20 protein-coding genes are annotated in these 15792 nt (G+C 73.7%); 18 read left to right on the top strand and 2 right to left on the bottom strand.

Annotation, left to right across the window (positions count from 1 at the left end; translation table 11 throughout):
- Positions 1-26: 26 nt before the first annotated feature.
- The 17 genes from rpmE to ACI79B_RS04315 all read left to right on the top strand — a co-directional run bounded on the left by rpmE (position 27) and on the right by ACI79B_RS04315 (position 13457).
- On the top strand, positions 27-251 hold the full coding sequence (rpmE, locus tag ACI79B_RS04395; RefSeq protein WP_387992433.1) for a 50S ribosomal protein L31: 225 nt from the start codon (positions 27-29) through the stop codon (positions 249-251).
- An 85-nt stretch (positions 252-336) separates the two neighbouring features.
- Positions 337-1416, top strand: a complete 1080-nt coding sequence (gene prfA, locus ACI79B_RS04390; RefSeq protein ID WP_456929331.1) for a peptide chain release factor 1 — start codon at positions 337-339, stop codon at positions 1414-1416.
- A complete protein-coding gene (gene prmC / locus ACI79B_RS04385; protein WP_457000067.1) occupies positions 1413-2276 on the top strand; it encodes a peptide chain release factor N(5)-glutamine methyltransferase in 864 nt (287 codons plus the stop codon). The genes prfA and prmC overlap by 4 nt, the downstream gene beginning before the upstream one ends.
- Before the next feature lie 6 nt (positions 2277-2282).
- Positions 2283-2924, top strand: coding sequence for an L-threonylcarbamoyladenylate synthase (locus ACI79B_RS04380; RefSeq protein ID WP_456929332.1), 642 nt, complete (start codon positions 2283-2285; stop codon positions 2922-2924).
- Positions 2925-3096: 172 nt separating this feature from the next.
- The gene (locus ACI79B_RS04375; RefSeq protein ID WP_456929333.1) at positions 3097-4392 is read left to right on the top strand and encodes a glycosyltransferase family 4 protein; all 1296 of its coding nucleotides are present in this window, start codon (positions 3097-3099) and stop codon (positions 4390-4392) included.
- Positions 4389-4865, top strand: a complete 477-nt coding sequence (locus ACI79B_RS04370; protein ID WP_456929334.1) for a hypothetical protein — start codon at positions 4389-4391, stop codon at positions 4863-4865. Before ACI79B_RS04375 ends, ACI79B_RS04370 begins: the two co-directional genes overlap by 4 nt.
- 13 nt (positions 4866-4878) lie before the next feature.
- Positions 4879-5205 (top strand): AtpZ/AtpI family protein, encoded by a 327-nt coding sequence (locus ACI79B_RS04365; protein ID WP_457000062.1) that lies wholly within the window; start codon positions 4879-4881, stop codon positions 5203-5205.
- Entirely contained in the window at positions 5202-6032 is an 831-nt protein-coding gene (gene atpB, locus ACI79B_RS04360; RefSeq protein WP_456929335.1) for a F0F1 ATP synthase subunit A, read from the top strand. The genes ACI79B_RS04365 and atpB overlap by 4 nt, the downstream gene beginning before the upstream one ends.
- A gap of 95 nt (positions 6033-6127) precedes the next feature.
- Positions 6128-6355 carry an ATP synthase F0 subunit C gene (gene atpE, locus ACI79B_RS04355; RefSeq protein ID WP_387992453.1) on the top strand — a complete coding sequence of 76 codons (228 nt, stop codon included), beginning with the start codon at positions 6128-6130 and terminating at the stop codon, positions 6353-6355.
- Positions 6356-6402: 47 nt separating this feature from the next.
- Positions 6403-6987: a F0F1 ATP synthase subunit B gene (locus tag ACI79B_RS04350; protein WP_456929336.1), complete on the top strand. Its 585-nt coding sequence runs from the start codon at positions 6403-6405 to the stop codon at positions 6985-6987.
- On the top strand, positions 6987-7805 hold the full coding sequence (locus ACI79B_RS04345; RefSeq protein WP_456929337.1) for a F0F1 ATP synthase subunit delta: 819 nt from the start codon (positions 6987-6989) through the stop codon (positions 7803-7805). The genes ACI79B_RS04350 and ACI79B_RS04345 overlap by 1 nt, the downstream gene beginning before the upstream one ends.
- Before the next feature lie 56 nt (positions 7806-7861).
- Positions 7862-9493 carry a F0F1 ATP synthase subunit alpha gene (gene atpA / locus ACI79B_RS04340; protein WP_456929338.1) on the top strand — a complete coding sequence of 544 codons (1632 nt, stop codon included), beginning with the start codon at positions 7862-7864 and terminating at the stop codon, positions 9491-9493.
- Between the two features lie 3 nt (positions 9494-9496).
- Positions 9497-10468: a F0F1 ATP synthase subunit gamma gene (locus tag ACI79B_RS04335; protein WP_456929339.1), complete on the top strand. Its 972-nt coding sequence runs from the start codon at positions 9497-9499 to the stop codon at positions 10466-10468.
- 68 nt (positions 10469-10536) lie between these two features.
- A complete protein-coding gene (gene atpD, locus ACI79B_RS04330) occupies positions 10537-11973 on the top strand; it encodes a F0F1 ATP synthase subunit beta (protein WP_456929340.1) in 1437 nt (478 codons plus the stop codon).
- Positions 11974-12257: 284 nt separating this feature from the next.
- Positions 12258-12482: a hypothetical protein gene (locus ACI79B_RS04325; protein ID WP_456929341.1), complete on the top strand. Its 225-nt coding sequence runs from the start codon at positions 12258-12260 to the stop codon at positions 12480-12482.
- 153 nt (positions 12483-12635) lie between these two features.
- Entirely contained in the window at positions 12636-13025 is a 390-nt protein-coding gene (locus tag ACI79B_RS04320; RefSeq protein WP_387992473.1) for a F0F1 ATP synthase subunit epsilon, read from the top strand.
- Positions 13026-13055: 30 nt separating this feature from the next.
- Positions 13056-13457: a DUF2550 domain-containing protein gene (locus ACI79B_RS04315; RefSeq protein ID WP_456929342.1), complete on the top strand. Its 402-nt coding sequence runs from the start codon at positions 13056-13058 to the stop codon at positions 13455-13457.
- A gap of 9 nt (positions 13458-13466) precedes the next feature.
- On the opposite strand, the gene ACI79B_RS04310 is transcribed toward ACI79B_RS04315, so the two are convergent.
- A complete protein-coding gene (locus ACI79B_RS04310) occupies positions 13467-14069 on the bottom strand; it encodes a cob(I)yrinic acid a,c-diamide adenosyltransferase (protein WP_456929343.1) in 603 nt (200 codons plus the stop codon).
- A 57-nt stretch (positions 14070-14126) separates the two neighbouring features.
- Here ACI79B_RS04310 and murA point away from each other — a divergent pair, with 57 nt between their 5' ends.
- Complete coding sequence (murA, locus tag ACI79B_RS04305) at positions 14127-15413, top strand: UDP-N-acetylglucosamine 1-carboxyvinyltransferase (protein ID WP_456929344.1); 1287 nt, start codon at positions 14127-14129, stop codon at positions 15411-15413.
- Here the strand turns inward: murA and ACI79B_RS04300 are convergent.
- Entirely contained in the window at positions 15410-15742 is a 333-nt protein-coding gene (locus tag ACI79B_RS04300; protein ID WP_456929345.1) for a hypothetical protein, read from the bottom strand. The genes murA and ACI79B_RS04300 overlap by 4 nt on opposite strands.
- Between the last annotated feature and the right edge of the window lie 50 nt (positions 15743-15792).

The following is a 15792-nucleotide window of genomic DNA, read 5'->3' as shown; positions in this document are numbered from 1 at the left end:
AGACGTCCCCGGAAGAGGCCCGCATCATGAAGTCCGGTATCCACCCCGACTACCACACCACCACGGTGACCTGTGGGTGTGGGAACACCTTCACCACCCGCAGCACCGCCCCCGGCGGCACGCTGACCGTCGAGACCTGCTCCGCCTGCCACCCCTTCTACACGGGCAAGCAGCGGATCCTCGACACCGGTGGCCGCGTGGCCCGCTTCGAGAAGCGGTTCGGCAAGCGCGGCGCCACCGCCGGCAAGTAGCACCCCCGACGGCGCCCGTCCCACCTCGCGTGGGACGGGCGCCGTCGTCGTGTCCGCCCCCGCCCCCCGTACGAGAGGCACCCCGATGAGCAGCCCGACCGACGCCGCGCCCGACCGGCTGCGCGGGCTGCTCGAGGAGCACGCCGCGCTGGAGACCGAGCTGGCCGACCCCGCGGTGCACGCCGACGCCGGCCGCGCCCGGCGCCTCGGTCGCCGCTACGCCCAGCTGGCGCCCGTCGTGGAGACCGCCCGCGCGCTCGACGCCGCCCGCGACGACCTCGACGCCGCCCGCGAGCTGGCCGCCGAGGACCCCTCGTTCGCCGAGGAGGCCCGCGGCCTCGAGACGCGCATCGACGAGCTCACCGACCGGCTGAGCGAGCTGCTGCTGCCGAAGGACCCCGACGACGACAAGGACGTCATCCTCGAGATCAAGGCGGGGGAGGGCGGCGCGGAGTCCGCGCTGTTCGCCGGCGACCTGCTGCGCATGTACCTGCGCTACGCCGAGCGCCGCGGCTGGGCCACCGAGGTCCTCGACGCCGTCCCCGCCGAGCTCGGCGGCTACAAGGACGTCTCGATCGCGGTGAAGTCCCGCACCGACGAGGGCATCTGGTCGCGGCTGAAGTTCGAGGGCGGCGTCCACCGGGTGCAGCGGGTGCCGGTCACCGAGTCGCAGGGCCGCATCCACACCTCCGCCGTCGGCGTGCTCGTGCTGCCCGAGGCCGAGGAGGTCGACGTCACCGTCGACCCGAACGACCTGCGCATCGACGTCTTCCGCTCGTCCGGCCCCGGCGGGCAGAGCGTGAACACCACCGACTCCGCCGTGCGGATCACCCACCTGCCCACCGGCATCGTGGTCAGCTCCCAGAACGAGAAGAGCCAGCTGCAGAACCGCGAGTCGGCGCTGCGCGTGCTGCGCTCCCGGCTGCTGGCCGCCGCCCGCGAGGAGGCCGCGGCCACCGCCAGCGACCAGCGCCGCAGCCAGGTCCGCACGGTCGACCGCAGCGAGCGGGTGCGCACCTACAACTTCCCGGAGAGCCGCATCTCCGACCACCGGGTCGGCTTCAAGGCGCACAACCTCGACCAGGTCCTCGACGGCGAGCTCGACCCGGTCATCGACGCGCTCACCCGCGCGCACACCGCCGAGCTCATGGCGGCCGGGTCCTGAACACTCGCACGCTGCTCGCCGGCGCCGCCCGCCGCCTCGCCGAGGCCGGCGTCGAGTCGCCCCGCGTGGACGCCGAGTTGCTGCTCGCCCACGTCCTCGGCTCCTCCCGGACGGCGCTGCTCACCCGCGGCGACGTCGACGACGACGCCGCCGCCCGCTTCACCGCGCTGCTCGACCAGCGCGCCGCCCGCGTCCCGCTGCAGCACCTCACCGGCCGGGCGCCGTTCCGCCACCTCGAGCTCGCCGTCGGCCCCGGCGTGTTCGTGCCCCGGCCCGAGACCGAGCAGCTCGTCGAGTGGGCGCTGGCGCGGCTGGCCGGCGTCGCCGAGCCGGTCGTCGTCGACCTGGGCAGCGGGTCCGGCGCGATCGCGCTGTCCATCGCGCACGAGCACCCCGGCGCGCGGGTCACCGCGGTGGAGCGCGACCCGCAGGCGATCGAGTGGACCCGCCACAACGCCGCCCTGCGCGCCGCGGCGGGGGACCGGCCGGTTCCCGTGCTCGCCGGCGACATGACCGACCCGGGCCTGCTGCGCGACCTCGACGGCACCGTCGACCTCGTCGTGTCCAACCCGCCCTACGTCCCCGACGGCGCGCGGGTGCCGCGCGAGGTCGCCGACCACGACCCGCCGCTCGCGCTGTGGGGCGGCCCGGACGGCCTCGACGTCGTCCGCGGGCTGCTGACGACGGCGGCCCGGCTGCTGCGCCCCGGCGGCGGGCTCGGCATCGAGCACGCCGACCAGCAGGGGAGCGCGCTGCCCGCGCTGGTGCGCGGCACCGGCGACTTCACGTCCGTCGCGGACCACCCCGACCTCGCCGGGAGGCCGCGGTTCACGACCGCGGTCCGGGCTGGGGGAGACTGACCGCCCGTGGCCGACCTCTACGACTGCACCGACCCCGAGCAGCGCGCCGCGGGTCTCGACGCCGCCGCCGCCGCGATCGCCCGGGGCGAGCTGGTCCTGCTGCCCACCGACACCGTCTACGGCGTCGGCGCCGACGCCTTCTCACCCGCCGCGGTCTCCGGCCTGCTGGCGGCGAAGAACCGCGGCCGCGCCATGCCGGTCCCCGTGCTCATCGGGGAGGCGTCGACGATGGCCGGGCTGACGATGAGCGTGCCCCGGGTGGCCCAGCGGCTGGCCGAGACCTTCTGGCCGGGCGGGCTGACCCTCGTCGTCGAGCACGCGCCGTCGCTGGCCTGGGACCTCGGGGACGCCGAGGGGACGGTCGCCGTCCGCCTCCCCGACGACGACGTCGCCCGCGACCTGCTGCGCCGCACCGGTCCGCTCGCCGTCTCCAGCGCCAACCGCTCCGGCCGGCCCGCCGCCACGAGCGCGCAGGAGGCGGACGCGCAGCTCGGCGAGCACGCCGCGGTCGTCCTCGACGGCGGCCCGCGCGCCGGCTCGGCGGCCAGCACGATCGTCGACTGCACCGGTCCGGTGCCGCGCGTCCTGCGGGTGGGCGCGGTGCCGGTCGAGCGGCTGCGCGAGGTCGTGCCCGAGGTCACGGACTAGGGCCCCGTCACCGGCCGCTGCGGATCCCGCTCCGTCCGGTGACGGGGGGATACCGTGGGGGTACCGCCCGTCCCGTCCGCCCGCCGTCTCGCCCCCCGGGAGCACCGTCGCGATGAGCACGCCCGCCGCGCGCCCGGCCGGGACCCTGCGCGGTCCGCACGGGGGCTGAGCCGTGCGGGAGTACGCCGTCGTCCTGCTGACCGCGGGCCTGGTCACCTTCCTGGCCACGCCGGTGGTGCGGATCGCGGCGGTGCGGCTGCGGATGATGGCCGCCCCGCGCGAGCGCGACGTGCACGTCATCCCCACCCCCCGCGGCGGGGGCGTGGCCATGTACCTCGGGGTCGCGGCGGCGGTGCTGGTGGCCACCCGACTGCCCGCGCTGCAGCGCACCTTCGACGACTCGCAGACCGCCGCCGTCCTCGTCGCCGGCGGGCTGATCTGCCTGCTCGGCGTCCTCGACGACAAGTTCGGGCTCGACGCGCTCACCAAGCTCACCGGCCAGATCGCCGCCGCCGGCGTCATGGTGCTGCTCGGCGTCCAGCTGGCGTTCCTGTTCCTGCCGGTCGCCGACATCGGCACGATCTCCTTCGGCCCGGACGTCGGCGTGCCGCTGACCATCCTGCTGACCGTCCTCACGGTCAACGCGCTCAACTTCATCGACGGCCTCGACGGGCTGGCCGCGGGCGTCTCGGCCATCGCGGCGCTGGCCTTCTTCGCCTACAGCTACAACCTCAGCCGGGTCGGCTACGACGAGGTCGCCAGCGCCCCGGCCCTGGTGACGGCGGTGCTCGCCGGCGCCTGCCTGGGCTTCCTGCCGCACAACTTCAGCCCGGCGCGCATCTTCATGGGCGACTCCGGGTCGATGCTCGTGGGCCTGATGCTCTCGGCCGCCGCGGTGAGCGCCACCGGCCGGGTCGACGCCCAGTCCTTCGACTCCGCGGCCAGCCTGCTGCCGCTGGCCCTGCCGCTGCTCGTGCCGATCGCGGTGCTCTTCATCCCGTTCGTCGACCTGCTCCTGGCGGTGGTCCGCCGGACCCGGCGCGGGCAGTCGCCGTTCTCGCCCGACAAGATGCACCTGCACCACCGGCTGCTGTCCATCGGGCACTCGCACCGCCGGGCGGTGCTGACCATGTACTTCTGGGCGGCTCTCCTGTCCTTCGGCGCGGTGGCCCTCTCGGTCACCGGCGGGACGGTCGAGCTGCTCGTCGTGATCGGGGTGCTGCTCGTCGTGGGTGTCGTCGTCGTCCTCGCCCCGCACGCCCGGCGTGCCGCCCGGGCGGCCCGGGCCGCCGAGATCGCCGAGCAGCGCCGCCGCAGCCGCGCCGCCCACCCGACCGCGCGGGCGCACCGCGCCGGGCGCCGGTCCCCGGAGCCCGCGCCGCCGGCAGGCCCCCCGGTGCCGGCCGCGGCGACCACCACCACCCCGTCCGCCCCGCGCGCGGCCGGGGCCGGTCAGGGGCTCCGGTGAGCGCGCCCCGCCCGGTCGCGCAGGTCCCGTGGGACCTGTCGTTCCTCAGGGTCGGCACGCTCGTCACCGGCTCGGTCGCCGTCGTCGCGGCCCTGGTCGTCGGCCTGGTGCTCGGCTGGCCCGACGCCGTGGGGGTCCTGGTCGGCGGCCTGGTGGTGACGGCGTTCTTCGTCGTCTCCGGCGTGGTCATCGCCTGGGCCGGGCGGATCAACGACACCTTCACGCTGCCGGCGGCGCTGGGCACCTTCTTCGTCAAGGCCGTCGTGTTGTTCGGGATCCTCAGCGCGCTGCCCGAGGACGGCTGGCTCGACCGGCGCACGCTGGCGTGGGCGGTGGTCGTGGGGGCCCTGCTGTGGAGCGGTGTGCAGCTCCGGTGGGTGTGGACCCGCCCCCTCTACTACGTGACGCCGCCCGCGCCACCCGGTCAGGCGACGGTCCCCCCGGCACCGGGAGGCGCCCCGACACGCGGCTGATAGTGTCCGGGCGATGGCCGAGGACGACCCCACCCGTGGGGAGCCCCGGCCCCGACCTGCGCGACCAGCCCCTCGGGGCAGCGGTGCCGAGACCGGCTGGGCCGTCATCGGGACCATGATCTCCGGGATGGCCGTGTGGGGCGGAGCCGGGTGGTTGCTCGACCGGTGGTTGGACACGCGGGTGTTCCTGCCGGTCGGGATCCTCCTCGGCATCTCGGCGGCCATCTACCTGGTCGTCAAACGGTTCGGCGGGCTGCCACCAGACCAGGGTGCACCCGAGCAGGGCAACACCCCGGGCGGACGACGGAGCCGGCCCAGGACGCAGAAGGGACAACGGTGACCTCCAGCGCCCTCGCGCTCGTGGACGTGCTCGCCGCCGAGGGCGGCGGGTCCGGAGACGGCTTCCAGGCCCCCGGCCTGGGCGAGTTCTACCCGGAGCCGCTCGCCGAGTTCTCGCTCTTCGGCATCGACTTCGAGATCACGCGCATCACCCTCGGCCTGTGGTTCGCCACGCTGGCGATGCTCGTCTTCATGGTCCTCACGGTCCGCAAGCCGCAGATCGTGCCGGGCAAGATGCAGTTCATCGGCGAGAGCGGCTACTCGCTCGTCCGGGACGGGATCGCCCGCGACGTCGTCGGCCCCAGGGGGATCCCCTTCGCGCCGTTCCTCGCGTCGCTGTTCTTCTTCATCCTCGCGAACAACTTCATGTCGATCCTGCCGTTCGCGCAGATCTCCCCGATGTCGAAGTTCGCGTTCCCGCTGGTGCTCGCCGCGATCTGCTGGGTGCTCTACATCTACATCGGCATCCGCGAGCAGGGCGCCGGCCGCTACTTCAAGGACATCCTGTTCCTGCCCGGCGTGCCCAAGCCGATGTACATCCTGGTCACGCCGATCGAGATCCTGCAGAACTTCATCGTCCGGCCGTTCACCCTCGCGGTCCGGCTCTTCGCGAACATGTTCGCCGGCCACATGCTGCTGGTGGTGTTCTCCCTCGGCGCGGTCTACCTGTTCAGCCGGGACAACTTCTCGGTCGTCTTCGGCCCGGTCTCGGCCCTGATGGCGATCGTCATGACCTTCTTCGAGCTGCTGGTCATCTTCCTGCAGGCCTACGTCTTCACCGTGCTGATGGGGACCTACCTCAACGGCTCGATCGAGGCCGAGCACTGACCGGCTGAGCAGGCACCTCCCGGACCGCACCACCCCCAAGACCCCCGCAAGCCGCCCGGAGACACCGGGCGACGACACAGGAGGAACACCCCGTCATGGATCTTCTGGCTGAGCTGTCCGGCAGCATCGGCTCCGTGGGCTACGGCCTCGCCGCCATCGGCCCGGGCATCGGCGTCGGCATCGTGTGGGCGGCCTACATCCAGGCCACCGCGCGCCAGCCCGAGTCGGCCGGCCTGACCCGTACCTACGCGTTCCTCGGGTTCGCGCTCTCCGAGGCGCTCGCGCTCATCGGCTTCGTCGTCCCCTTCGTCTTCGGCACCTGATCCGCGCCCCGCGGGCCGGCACCGACTGAGACAGGGACACTGAGACCATGAACATCCTCGCAGCGGAGGAAGCCCACAACCCGCTGATCCCGCCGCTGGGCGAGATCATCATCGGGCTGATCGCGTTCGCGATCGTCATGCTGGTCTTCTTCCGGTTCATCGCCCCGCGCTTCGAGCAGGTCTTCCGGGCCCGCCGCGAGGCCATCGAGGGCGGCATCGAGCGGGCGGAGGCCATGCAGGCCGAGGCCAAGGCCGCGCTGGAGCAGTACCGCGCCCAGCTGGCCGAGGCGCGCACCGAGGCCGCGCAGATCCGGGACCAGGCCCGGGCCGAGGGCCAGCAGATCCTCGAGGAGCTGCGCGCCCAGGCGCAGGAGGAGTCGGCGCGCATCGTCGCCCGCGGCGAGGAGCAGCTGGCCGCCAACCGCCAGTCGGTCGTCAACGAGCTGCGCGGCCAGATCGGCACGCTGGCCGTCGACCTCGCCGGCCGCGTGGTCGGGGAGTCCCTGGAGGACGAGGCGCGTCGTCGCGGCACCGTGGACCGGTTCCTCGACCAGCTCGACGGCATGGCCGGCGGGGCGGCGGGCAACGGCCGTGCCGGCAGCACCGTGTTCGTCCCCGGCGGCGACCGCTGATGGACGCCTCCAGCCGGGAGGCGCTCGCGGTCAGCCGCGAGCGCCTCGCCGCGACGACGGCCGGTGCCGCCGGCCCGGGCCTGCTGGCCCTGGCCGACGAGCTGTTCGCCGTCGCGCGGCTGCTCGACGGCACCGTGGCGCTGCGCCGGGCCCTGTCCGACCCGTCGGCCAAGCCGGCCGACCGGGCCGGACTGGCCCGCCGGATCCTCGGCGGGCGGGTCTCCGAGGCCGCCGTCGACCTCGTCGAGACCGCCGCCCGCCAGCGGTGGTCGCGGCCGCTGGACCTGGTCGAGGCCGCCGAGACCCTCGCCACCGAGGCCTCGCTGGACGCCGCCGAGGCGCGCGGCGAGCTCGAGGGCGTCGAGGACGAGCTGTTCCGCTTCGGCCGGATCGTCGGCGGCGACCCCGAGTTGTCCCGCATCCTCTCCGACGACTCGGCACCGGCCGAGGGGCGCGCGGCGCTGCTCGACCGGCTCCTGTCGGGCCGGGTCAGCCCGGTCACCGAGCAGCTGCTGCGGAACTCGCTGACCGCCCGGCACGTGGGGAACGCGGAGAACCGGGTCGAGCGGCTGTCCGTGGCGGCCTCCGCCCGGCGCGGCCGCTCGGTCGCCCACGTGACGACGGCGGTGCCGCTGACCGTGACGCAGGAGCAGCGGCTGCGCGACGTGCTCGGCCGGATCTACGGGCGGACGATCGGCCTGCAGGTGACGGTCGACCCCGAGGTGCTCGGCGGCCTGGTCGTGCGCGTCGGTGACGAGGTCATCGACGGCAGCATCGCCAACCGGCTCGAGTCCGCCGGCCGCCGGCTCGCCGGCTGACCCGCCCCACCCCAGACCACAGACAGCACGACCCAGCAGGGAAGAGGACGCGCGCCATGGCCGAGCTGACGATCTCCGCAGACGAGATCCGCAGTGCCATCCAGAACTACGTCACCGAGTACTCCCCGGACGTGTCCCGGGAAGAGGTCGGGATCGTCACCGAGGCGGGCGACGGCATCGCCCGGGTCGAGGGCCTGCCCTCGGTCATGACCAACGAGCTGCTCGAGTTCGAGAGCGGCGTCCGCGGCCTCGCGCTGAACCTCGACGTCCGCGAGGTCGGCGTCGTCATCCTCGGTGACTTCGCCGGCATCGAGGAGGGCCAGCAGGTCCGCCGCACCGGCGAGGTCCTGTCGGTGCCGGTCGGCGACGGCTACCTCGGCCGCGTCGTCGACCCGCTCGGCAACCCGATCGACGGCGGCGGCGAGATCGCCACCACCGGCCGCCGCGCGCTGGAGCTGCAGGCCCCCACCGTCGTGCAGCGCAAGTCGGTGCACGAGCCGCTGCAGACCGGGATCAAGGCCATCGACGCCATGACCCCGATCGGGCGCGGCCAGCGCCAGCTGGTCATCGGCGACCGCCAGACCGGCAAGACGGCGATCGTGCTCGACACGATCATCAACCAGAAGCAGGCCTGGGCCACCGGCGACCCGAAGCAGCAGGTGCGCTGCATCTACGTCGCCGTCGGTCAGAAGGGCTCGACGATCGCGGCGATCCGCGCCTCCCTCGAGGAGGCCGGCGCGATGGAGTACACGACCATCGTCGCCGCTCCCGCGTCGGAGGCCGCCGGCTTCAAGTACATCGCCCCCTACACCGGCTCGGCCATCGGCCAGCACTGGATGTACGAGGGCAAGCACGTCCTGATCGTCTTCGACGACCTGTCCAAGCAGGCCGAGGCCTACCGCGCCGTCTCGCTGCTGCTGCGCCGCCCGCCGGGCCGCGAGGCCTACCCGGGCGACGTCTTCTACCTCCACTCCCGGCTGCTGGAGCGCTGCGCCAAGCTCTCCGACGACCTGGGCGCCGGGTCGATGACGGGTCTCCCGCTCATCGAGACCAAGGGCAACGACGTGTCGGCCTACATCCCGACCAACGTCATCTCGATCACCGACGGGCAGATCTTCCTCGAGACCGGTCTGTTCAACTCCGGTGTCCGCCCGGCCATCAACGTCGGCATCTCGGTGTCCCGGGTCGGCGGCTCGGCGCAGATCAAGGCGATGAAGTCGGTCGCCGGCCGCCTGCGCCTGGACCTCGCCCAGTACCGCGAGCTCGAGGCCTTCGCCTCGTTCGCCTCGGACCTGGACGCCTCCAGCCGGGCCACCCTCGACCGCGGCCAGCGCCTGGTGGAGCTGCTCAAGCAGGGCCAGTACCAGCCGTACCCGGTCGAGCGCGAGGTCGTCTCGCTGTGGCTGGGCACCACCGGCAAGCTCGACCGCGTGCCGGTGTCCGACGTCCGCCGGTTCGAGTCGGAGTTCCTCGACTACATCGGCCGCAGCGAGAGCGGTGTCTTCGACGAGATCCGCACCTCGCGGGCCCTCGGCGACGACGCGGTGAGCAGCCTCGAGCGCGCCGTCGAGAGCTTCTACCAGCAGTTCACGACCTCCGACGGCACCTCGCTGGTCAACGAGCCCGAGGCCGAGGCCATGGACGCGTCCGAGCGTGGCCAGGAGCGCGTCCAGGTCAAGAAGGCCTGACCGGTGGCCGGTTCCCTTCGCGCGCTGCGGCGGCGCATCCGCTCCACCCAGTCGACGAAGAAGATCTTCTCGGCCCAGGAGCTGATCGCCGGCGCCCGCATCGTGCGCGCCCAGGCCCGGGTGGAGGCGTCCAAGCCGTACGCCCGGGAGATCACCCGGGTGCTGTCCGCGCTGGCGTCGTCGGCCTCGCTCGAGCACCCGCTGCTCACCGAGCGGCAGGCGACGCGGCGGGCCGCGGTCCTGGTGGTCACCTCCGACCGCGGGTTCGCCGGCTCGTACAACGTGAACGTGCTGCGGCGGACCGAGGAGCTGCTGTCGCTGCTGCGGCAGGAGGGCAAGGAGCCGCAGGTCTACGTCATCGGCCGCAAGGGGGAGACCTACTACTCCTTCCGCAACCGGCCGGTGGTGCAGACCTTCACCGGGTTCTCCGAGCAGCCGGCCTACCCCGATGCCCAGGAGGTCGGGCGCGTCCTCATCGACGCGTTCACCGCCGGGGCGGACGACGCGGACGGCGGCCCCGGTGCCGACGGCGTGGCCGGCGTGGACGAGCTGCACATCGTCTACACCGAGTTCCGCTCGCTGCTCGCCCAGGTCCCGGTCGCCAAGCGGCTGGCCCCGCTGGAGGTCGAGGAGGTCGAGGAGTTCGACTTCGAGCGGGAGGACCGCGAGGCCGGCCGCACCGGCGACTCCGGCGTCCCCACCTCGTACGAGTTCGAGCCCTCGGCCGACGCGCTGCTCGACGCGCTGCTGCCGAAGTACGTCACCACCCGCATCTACGCGGCGCTGCTCGAGGCCGCGGCCTCCGAGTCGGCGTCGCGGCGGCGGGCGATGAAGTCGGCCTCGGACAACGCCGAGGAGCTGGCGAAGAACCTCTCCCGCCAGGCCAACCAGGCGCGCCAGGCCGAGATCACCCAGGAGATCAGCGAGATCGTCGGTGGTGCCGACGCGCTGGTCGCAGCCAACGCCGACGACTGACCACCCCGGTCCCCGCCCGAGGCGGGGGCCGCAGGATCTCCGATCCACCTGACCGAGGAGCCCCCCTCATGACCGTCACCGAGGACCGTCCGACCACCCAGACGACCGGCCGCGTCGTCCGGGTCACCGGGCCGGTCGTCGACGTCGAGTTCCCGCGCGACGCGATGCCCGACCTGTTCAACGCCCTGCACGTCGACGTGACCCTCGCCGACCTGGGCAAGACGCTGACCCTCGAGGTCGCCCAGCACCTGGGCGACAACGTGGTCCGCACCATCTCCATGGCCCCGACCGACGGTCTGGTCCGTGGCGCCGAGGTCCGGGACACCGGAGGCTCGATCAGCGTCCCGGTGGGCAACGAGGTCACCGGGCACGTGTTCAACGCCCTCGGTGAGTGCCTCGACAAGCCCGGCTACGGCCAGGACCTGCCGCGCTGGTCGATCCACCGGCACGCGCCGCGGTTCGACCAGCTCGAGGGCCGCACCGAGCTGCTCGAGACCGGCATCAAGGTCATCGACCTGCTCACCCCGTACGTGGCCGGCGGGAAGATCGGCCTGTTCGGCGGTGCCGGCGTGGGCAAGACCGTGCTGATCCAGGAGATGATCCGCCGGGTCGCCCAGGAGTTCGGTGGCGTGTCGGTGTTCGCCGGCGTCGGCGAGCGCACCCGCGAGGGCAACGACCTCATCACCGAGATGACCGAGTCCGGGGTCATCGAGTCCACCGCGCTGGTCTTCGGCCAGATGGACGAGCCGCCGGGCACCCGGCTGCGGGTGGCGCTGTCGGCGCTGACGATGGCGGAGTACTTCCGCGACGAGCAGAACCAGGACGTGCTGCTCTTCATCGACAACATCTTCCGGTTCACCCAGGCCGGGTCCGAGGTGTCCACGCTGCTGGGCCGCATGCCCTCCGCCGTGGGTTACCAGCCGACCCTCGCCGACGAGATGGGCGAGCTGCAGGAGCGGATCACCTCGACGCGGGGTCACTCGATCACCTCGCTGCAGGCGATCTACGTGCCCGCCGACGACATCACCGACCCGGCGCCGCACACCACCTTCGCCCACCTCGACGCGACGACGGTGCTCTCCCGGCCGATCTCGGAGAAGGGCATCTACCCGGCCGTCGACCCGCTGGACTCCACCAGCCGGATCCTCGACCCGCAGTACGTCGGGCAGGAGCACTACCAGGTCGCGCAGACGGTGAAGCAGATCCTGCAGCGCTACCAGGAGCTGCAGGACATCATCGCGATCCTCGGCATCGACGAGCTCTCCGAGGAGGACAAGGTCACCGTGCAGCGCGCACGGCGGATCGAGCGGTTCCTCTCGCAGAACATGTTCGTGGCCGAGGCCTTCACCGGTCAGCCCGGCTCGTTCGTGCCGCTGTCGGAGACCCTCGAGGCCTTCAAGGCGCTCACCGAGGGCAACTACGACCACGTTCCCGAGCAGGCCTTCTTCATGTGCGGTGGGCTCGAGGACCTCGAGCGCAACGCGGAGAAGCTCAAGCGCGGCTGAGGAAGGACCCCGTCCTCCTCACCCCACGCACGCTCGGGGTGGGCCTCTGGACGGGGCCACACCACGTCACGGCCGGGTGTCCCTGCGGGGACACCCGGCCGTCGTGCGTCCGGGGCCGCCTCCGCGTGCAGGACCGGTCACGGACGGTCGGGACGGGCCAGGGCGTGGCGCGCGAGGTGGTTGACGTACCCGGCGTCGTGGGCAGGTGCCTTCCGGGCGCACCTCAAGAGCGGGAGCCTTGCTGCCGATCGGAGAGGGTGGCGCCCGGAGGGACCGGACGCGTCGTGTGGGAGAAGACCATGGAGTGGCTGGACGCGACCAGCACCGACGGCACGGTGACCCGCCTGCCGGCCGGGACCGCCGATCCAGGGTGGACCTGGCCGTCGACGTCCGTACCGCACGTGCACGACATCGCCTACGACACCGAGGAGTGGGCGCCCGCCTCGACGGTGCGCCACCCGTGGGTCCGCGTCGGTCGCTGGACCCTGCTCTACCGCCGCGCCGCCTGACGAGGGACCGGGGCCGCCGCCCGGCCGGGTGAGCGCCGGACGGCCCGCGCCGGGTGCCCCGCGTCCCGCGGCTAGAGTGGGCGACGACCGTCGCCGTGCCCGCTTCCCGGCCGGCGTCCCAGCACCGCCCGTCGGTGAACCCGGAGGAGTGTCGTGGCGACCCTGCAGGTCGAGTTGGTGGCCGTCGAGCGGACCATCTGGTCCGGTGAGGCGAGCATGGTCATCGCCCGCACCACCGAGGGCGAGATCGGCGTCCTGCCCGGCCACGCCCCGCTGCTCGGCGAGCTCGCCCCCGGTGGCGTGGTCACCGTCCGGACCACCGAGGGCCCCGACATGGTCGTCGCCGCGCACGGCGGCTTCCTGTCGGTGACGCCGAAGGGCGTGTCCATCCTCGCCGAGACCGCGGAGATCTCCTCCGAGATCGACGTCGAGCGGGCCCGCGAGGCGCTGCGCCGCGCCGAGTCCGCCGGCGACGACCCCGAGGCCCTCGCCGCCGCCCGCCGCGCCCAGTCCCGCCTGCGGGCCGCCGGACAGGCCGACTGACCCGACCGGACGCGCCCGCCCCAGCCGACGGTGACCACCGCCCTGCTCGTGCTCGCCGGGGTGCTGGTCGTCGTCCTGGTGGTCGCCTTCCTCATCCGCCGCCGGCTGCTGCTCTCCGGCCTCGGCGCGGTGACGATGTGGCTGCGCCCGGCCGGCAGCTCCCGGTGGTCGGTGGGCGTCGCCTGGTACGGCGGAGAGGCGCTGCTCTGGTACCGCGCGCTGTCGCTGTCGGTCCGCCCGCAGCAGCGGCTGTGCCGCACCGAGGTGCAGGTCGAGGGCCGGCGGCCGCCGGGCCGGGACGACGTCGCCCTGCCCGACGACGCGGTCGTCCTGACCTGCGTCACCGGCAGCGGCCGCAAGGAGCTGGCCATGGACCCCTCCACGGTGACGGGGTTCCTCTCCTGGGTGGAGTCGGCCCCGCCCGTGCACTGAGGGCCGGCGTCAGCCCCGCGCGGCCCGCTGGGCGTGGACGCCGCTGTGCGCGCCGGGTGCCCACAGCACGTCGCCGTCCGGGTTCGCCTCGCGGGCGAGGATGAACAGCAGGTCCGAGAGCCGGTTGAGGTAGCGGGCGGTCTCCGGGTTGGTGCGCTCACCGTCGGCCGCCAGCAGCGCCCACACGCTGCGCTCGGCCCGCCGGACGACCACCCGCGCCTGGTGCAGCAGCGCCGCCAGCGGCGTGCCGCCGGGCAGCACGAAGCTGGTGAGCCTCGGCAGCGCCTCGTTGTGCTCGTCGCAAGCGGCCTCGAGCCGCTCGGTGTAGGCGGCGGTCACCCGCAGCGGCGGGTGCGCGGGGTCGGGGACCACGGGCGTGGACAGGTCGGCGCCGACGTCGAACAGGTCGTTCTGCACGCTGCGCACGAGCTCGGCCAGCTCCGGCGACGGCGCCCCCAGCGCCAGGGCCACGCCGAGCACGCTGTTGGCCTCGTCGACGTCGGCGTAGGCGACCAACCGCGGGTCGGTCTTGGCCACCCGGCTCATGTCGCCCAGGTGCGTCTGCCCGGCGTCACCGGTCTTCGTGTAGATGCGGGTCAGCCGGACGGTCATGGAGCGAGCGTAGGACGCTGCCCGGAGCCGCCCGGGCACCCGCCGTAGGGTGGTCGGGTGCACTGCTTCGAGGTGACCGGCGGCACCGCCCTCAGGGGCCAGGTACGGGTCACGGGGGCGAAGAACAGCGCCCTCAAGCTCATGGCCGCCGCGCTCCTGGCCTCCGGGCGGACGACGATCGACGAGGTGCCCGACATCCTCGACGTCGCGATCATGAGCGAGGTGCTGCGCCGCCTGGGCTGCGGCGTCAGCTACGAGCGCTCGGGGCAGCCCGGGGGCGGCGGCCGGGTCGTCGTCGACGTGCCGGAGGACCCCGCCACCGAGACCGACTACGACCTGGTCCGCAGGATGCGCGCCTCGATCAGCGTGCTCGGCCCGCTGGTCGCACGCTGCGGCAGCGCCCGGGTGGCGCTGCCCGGCGGCGACGCGATCGGCTCCCGCGGGCTGGACATGCACATCTCCGGCCTGGAGCGGCTCGGCGCCTCGATCCACAGCGAGCACGGCTTCCTCGTCGCCTCCGCGCCGCGGCTGGTGGGCACGTCGATCTGGCTGGACTTCCCGTCGGTGGGCGCCACGGAGAACCTGCTCATGGCCGCGGTCCTGGCCGAGGGGACGACGGTCATCGACAACGCCGCCCGCGAGCCGGAGATCGTCGACATCTGCTCGATGCTCACCGCCATGGGCGCCCGCATCGACGGCGCGGGCACCTCCACGCTCACCGTCGAGGGCGTCGACGCGCTGTCGCCGGTGACCTACTCGACGGTGCCGGACCGGATCGTCGCCGGGACGTGGGCGATCGGCGCGGTGATGACCCGCGGCGACGTCGTCGTCGAGCGGGCCGTCCCCGACCACCTCGCGGTCCCGCTGGACAAGCTGGTGAGCGCCGGCGCCACCGTGGAGGTCGTCGAGAACGGCGTCCGGGTCGCCATGGACGAGCGGCCGCGCGGGGTCGACGTCGTCACCCTGCCGTTCCCCGGCTTCCCGACCGACCTGCAGCCGATGGCGGTCGCGCTGGCCGCGGTGTCCACCGGCACGGCGCTGATCACCGAGAACGTGTTCGAGGGCCGGTTCATGTTCGTCAACGAGCTGGTGCGCCTGGGCGCCGACGTGCGCATCGACGGCCACCACGCCGTCGTCCGCGGGCGGGAGCGGCTGTCGTCGGCGCCCGTGCTGGCCACCGACATCCGCGCCGGCGCCGGGCTGGTGCTCGCCGGCCTGCTGTCCGACGGCGTCACCGAGGTGCAGGACGTGCACCACGTCGACCGCGGCTACCCGGACTTCGTCGAGCAGCTGCGCGGCCTGGGCGTGCGGATCGAGCGGGTCGAGCGCCCGAGCGACCTCTAGGCCGCGGGGAAGGACGACGCCAGCGCGCGGGCGCGGTCGGCGTCCTCGGGGAAGACCAGCACGTCGGCGCGGTGCGCCTCGGGGAAGCGGACCGTCGAGCGGATCCCCGCGTCGGAGAGCACCGCGCGCAGCGCCATCGCCGACTCGCGGCGGGAGAGCGTGGCGACCCGGGTGAGCAGGCCGTCGTCGGTGGGCGAGGGACGGCCCCGGCGCATGCCCCCGGTGGAGCTGCCGCCGAAGGCCCAGCGCATGAAGAGGGCGAGCAGCACCATGACGACGATCGCGATGACCGGTCCGGCGATGTAGCTCAGACTGCCCGGCTGCAGCACGGCGCCTCCCCTCGGCGGGCGGCGTCCGGGCCCCGACAGGCCCGGTCGCA

The sequence above is a fragment of the Geodermatophilus sp. SYSU D00879 genome (assembly GCF_054050375.1).
The sequence above is the reverse complement of the archived record's forward strand: the minus strand, read 5'-3'. Positions and strand labels throughout refer to the sequence as shown.

Bases quoted from the DNA above. Each gene is read 5' to 3' on its own strand.
- rpmE (WP_387992433.1), top strand. From the start codon at position 27: ATGAAGTCCGGTATCCACCCCGACTACCACACCACCACGGTGACCTGT.
- ACI79B_RS04350 (WP_456929336.1), top strand. From the start codon at position 6,403: ATGAACATCCTCGCAGCGGAGGAAGCCCACAACCCGCTGATCCCGCCG.
- atpA (WP_456929338.1), top strand. From the start codon at position 7,862: ATGGCCGAGCTGACGATCTCCGCAGACGAGATCCGCAGTGCCATCCAG.
- ACI79B_RS04310 (WP_456929343.1), bottom strand. From the start codon at position 14,069: ATGACCGTCCGGCTGACCCGCATCTACACGAAGACCGGTGACGCCGGG.
- prfA (WP_456929331.1), top strand. From the start codon at position 337: ATGAGCAGCCCGACCGACGCCGCGCCCGACCGGCTGCGCGGGCTGCTC.
- ACI79B_RS04365 (WP_457000062.1), top strand. From the start codon at position 4,879: ATGGCCGAGGACGACCCCACCCGTGGGGAGCCCCGGCCCCGACCTGCG.
- ACI79B_RS04345 (WP_456929337.1), top strand. From the start codon at position 6,987: ATGGACGCCTCCAGCCGGGAGGCGCTCGCGGTCAGCCGCGAGCGCCTC.
- atpD (WP_456929340.1), top strand. From the start codon at position 10,537: ATGACCGTCACCGAGGACCGTCCGACCACCCAGACGACCGGCCGCGTC.
- atpE (WP_387992453.1), top strand. From the start codon at position 6,128: ATGGATCTTCTGGCTGAGCTGTCCGGCAGCATCGGCTCCGTGGGCTAC.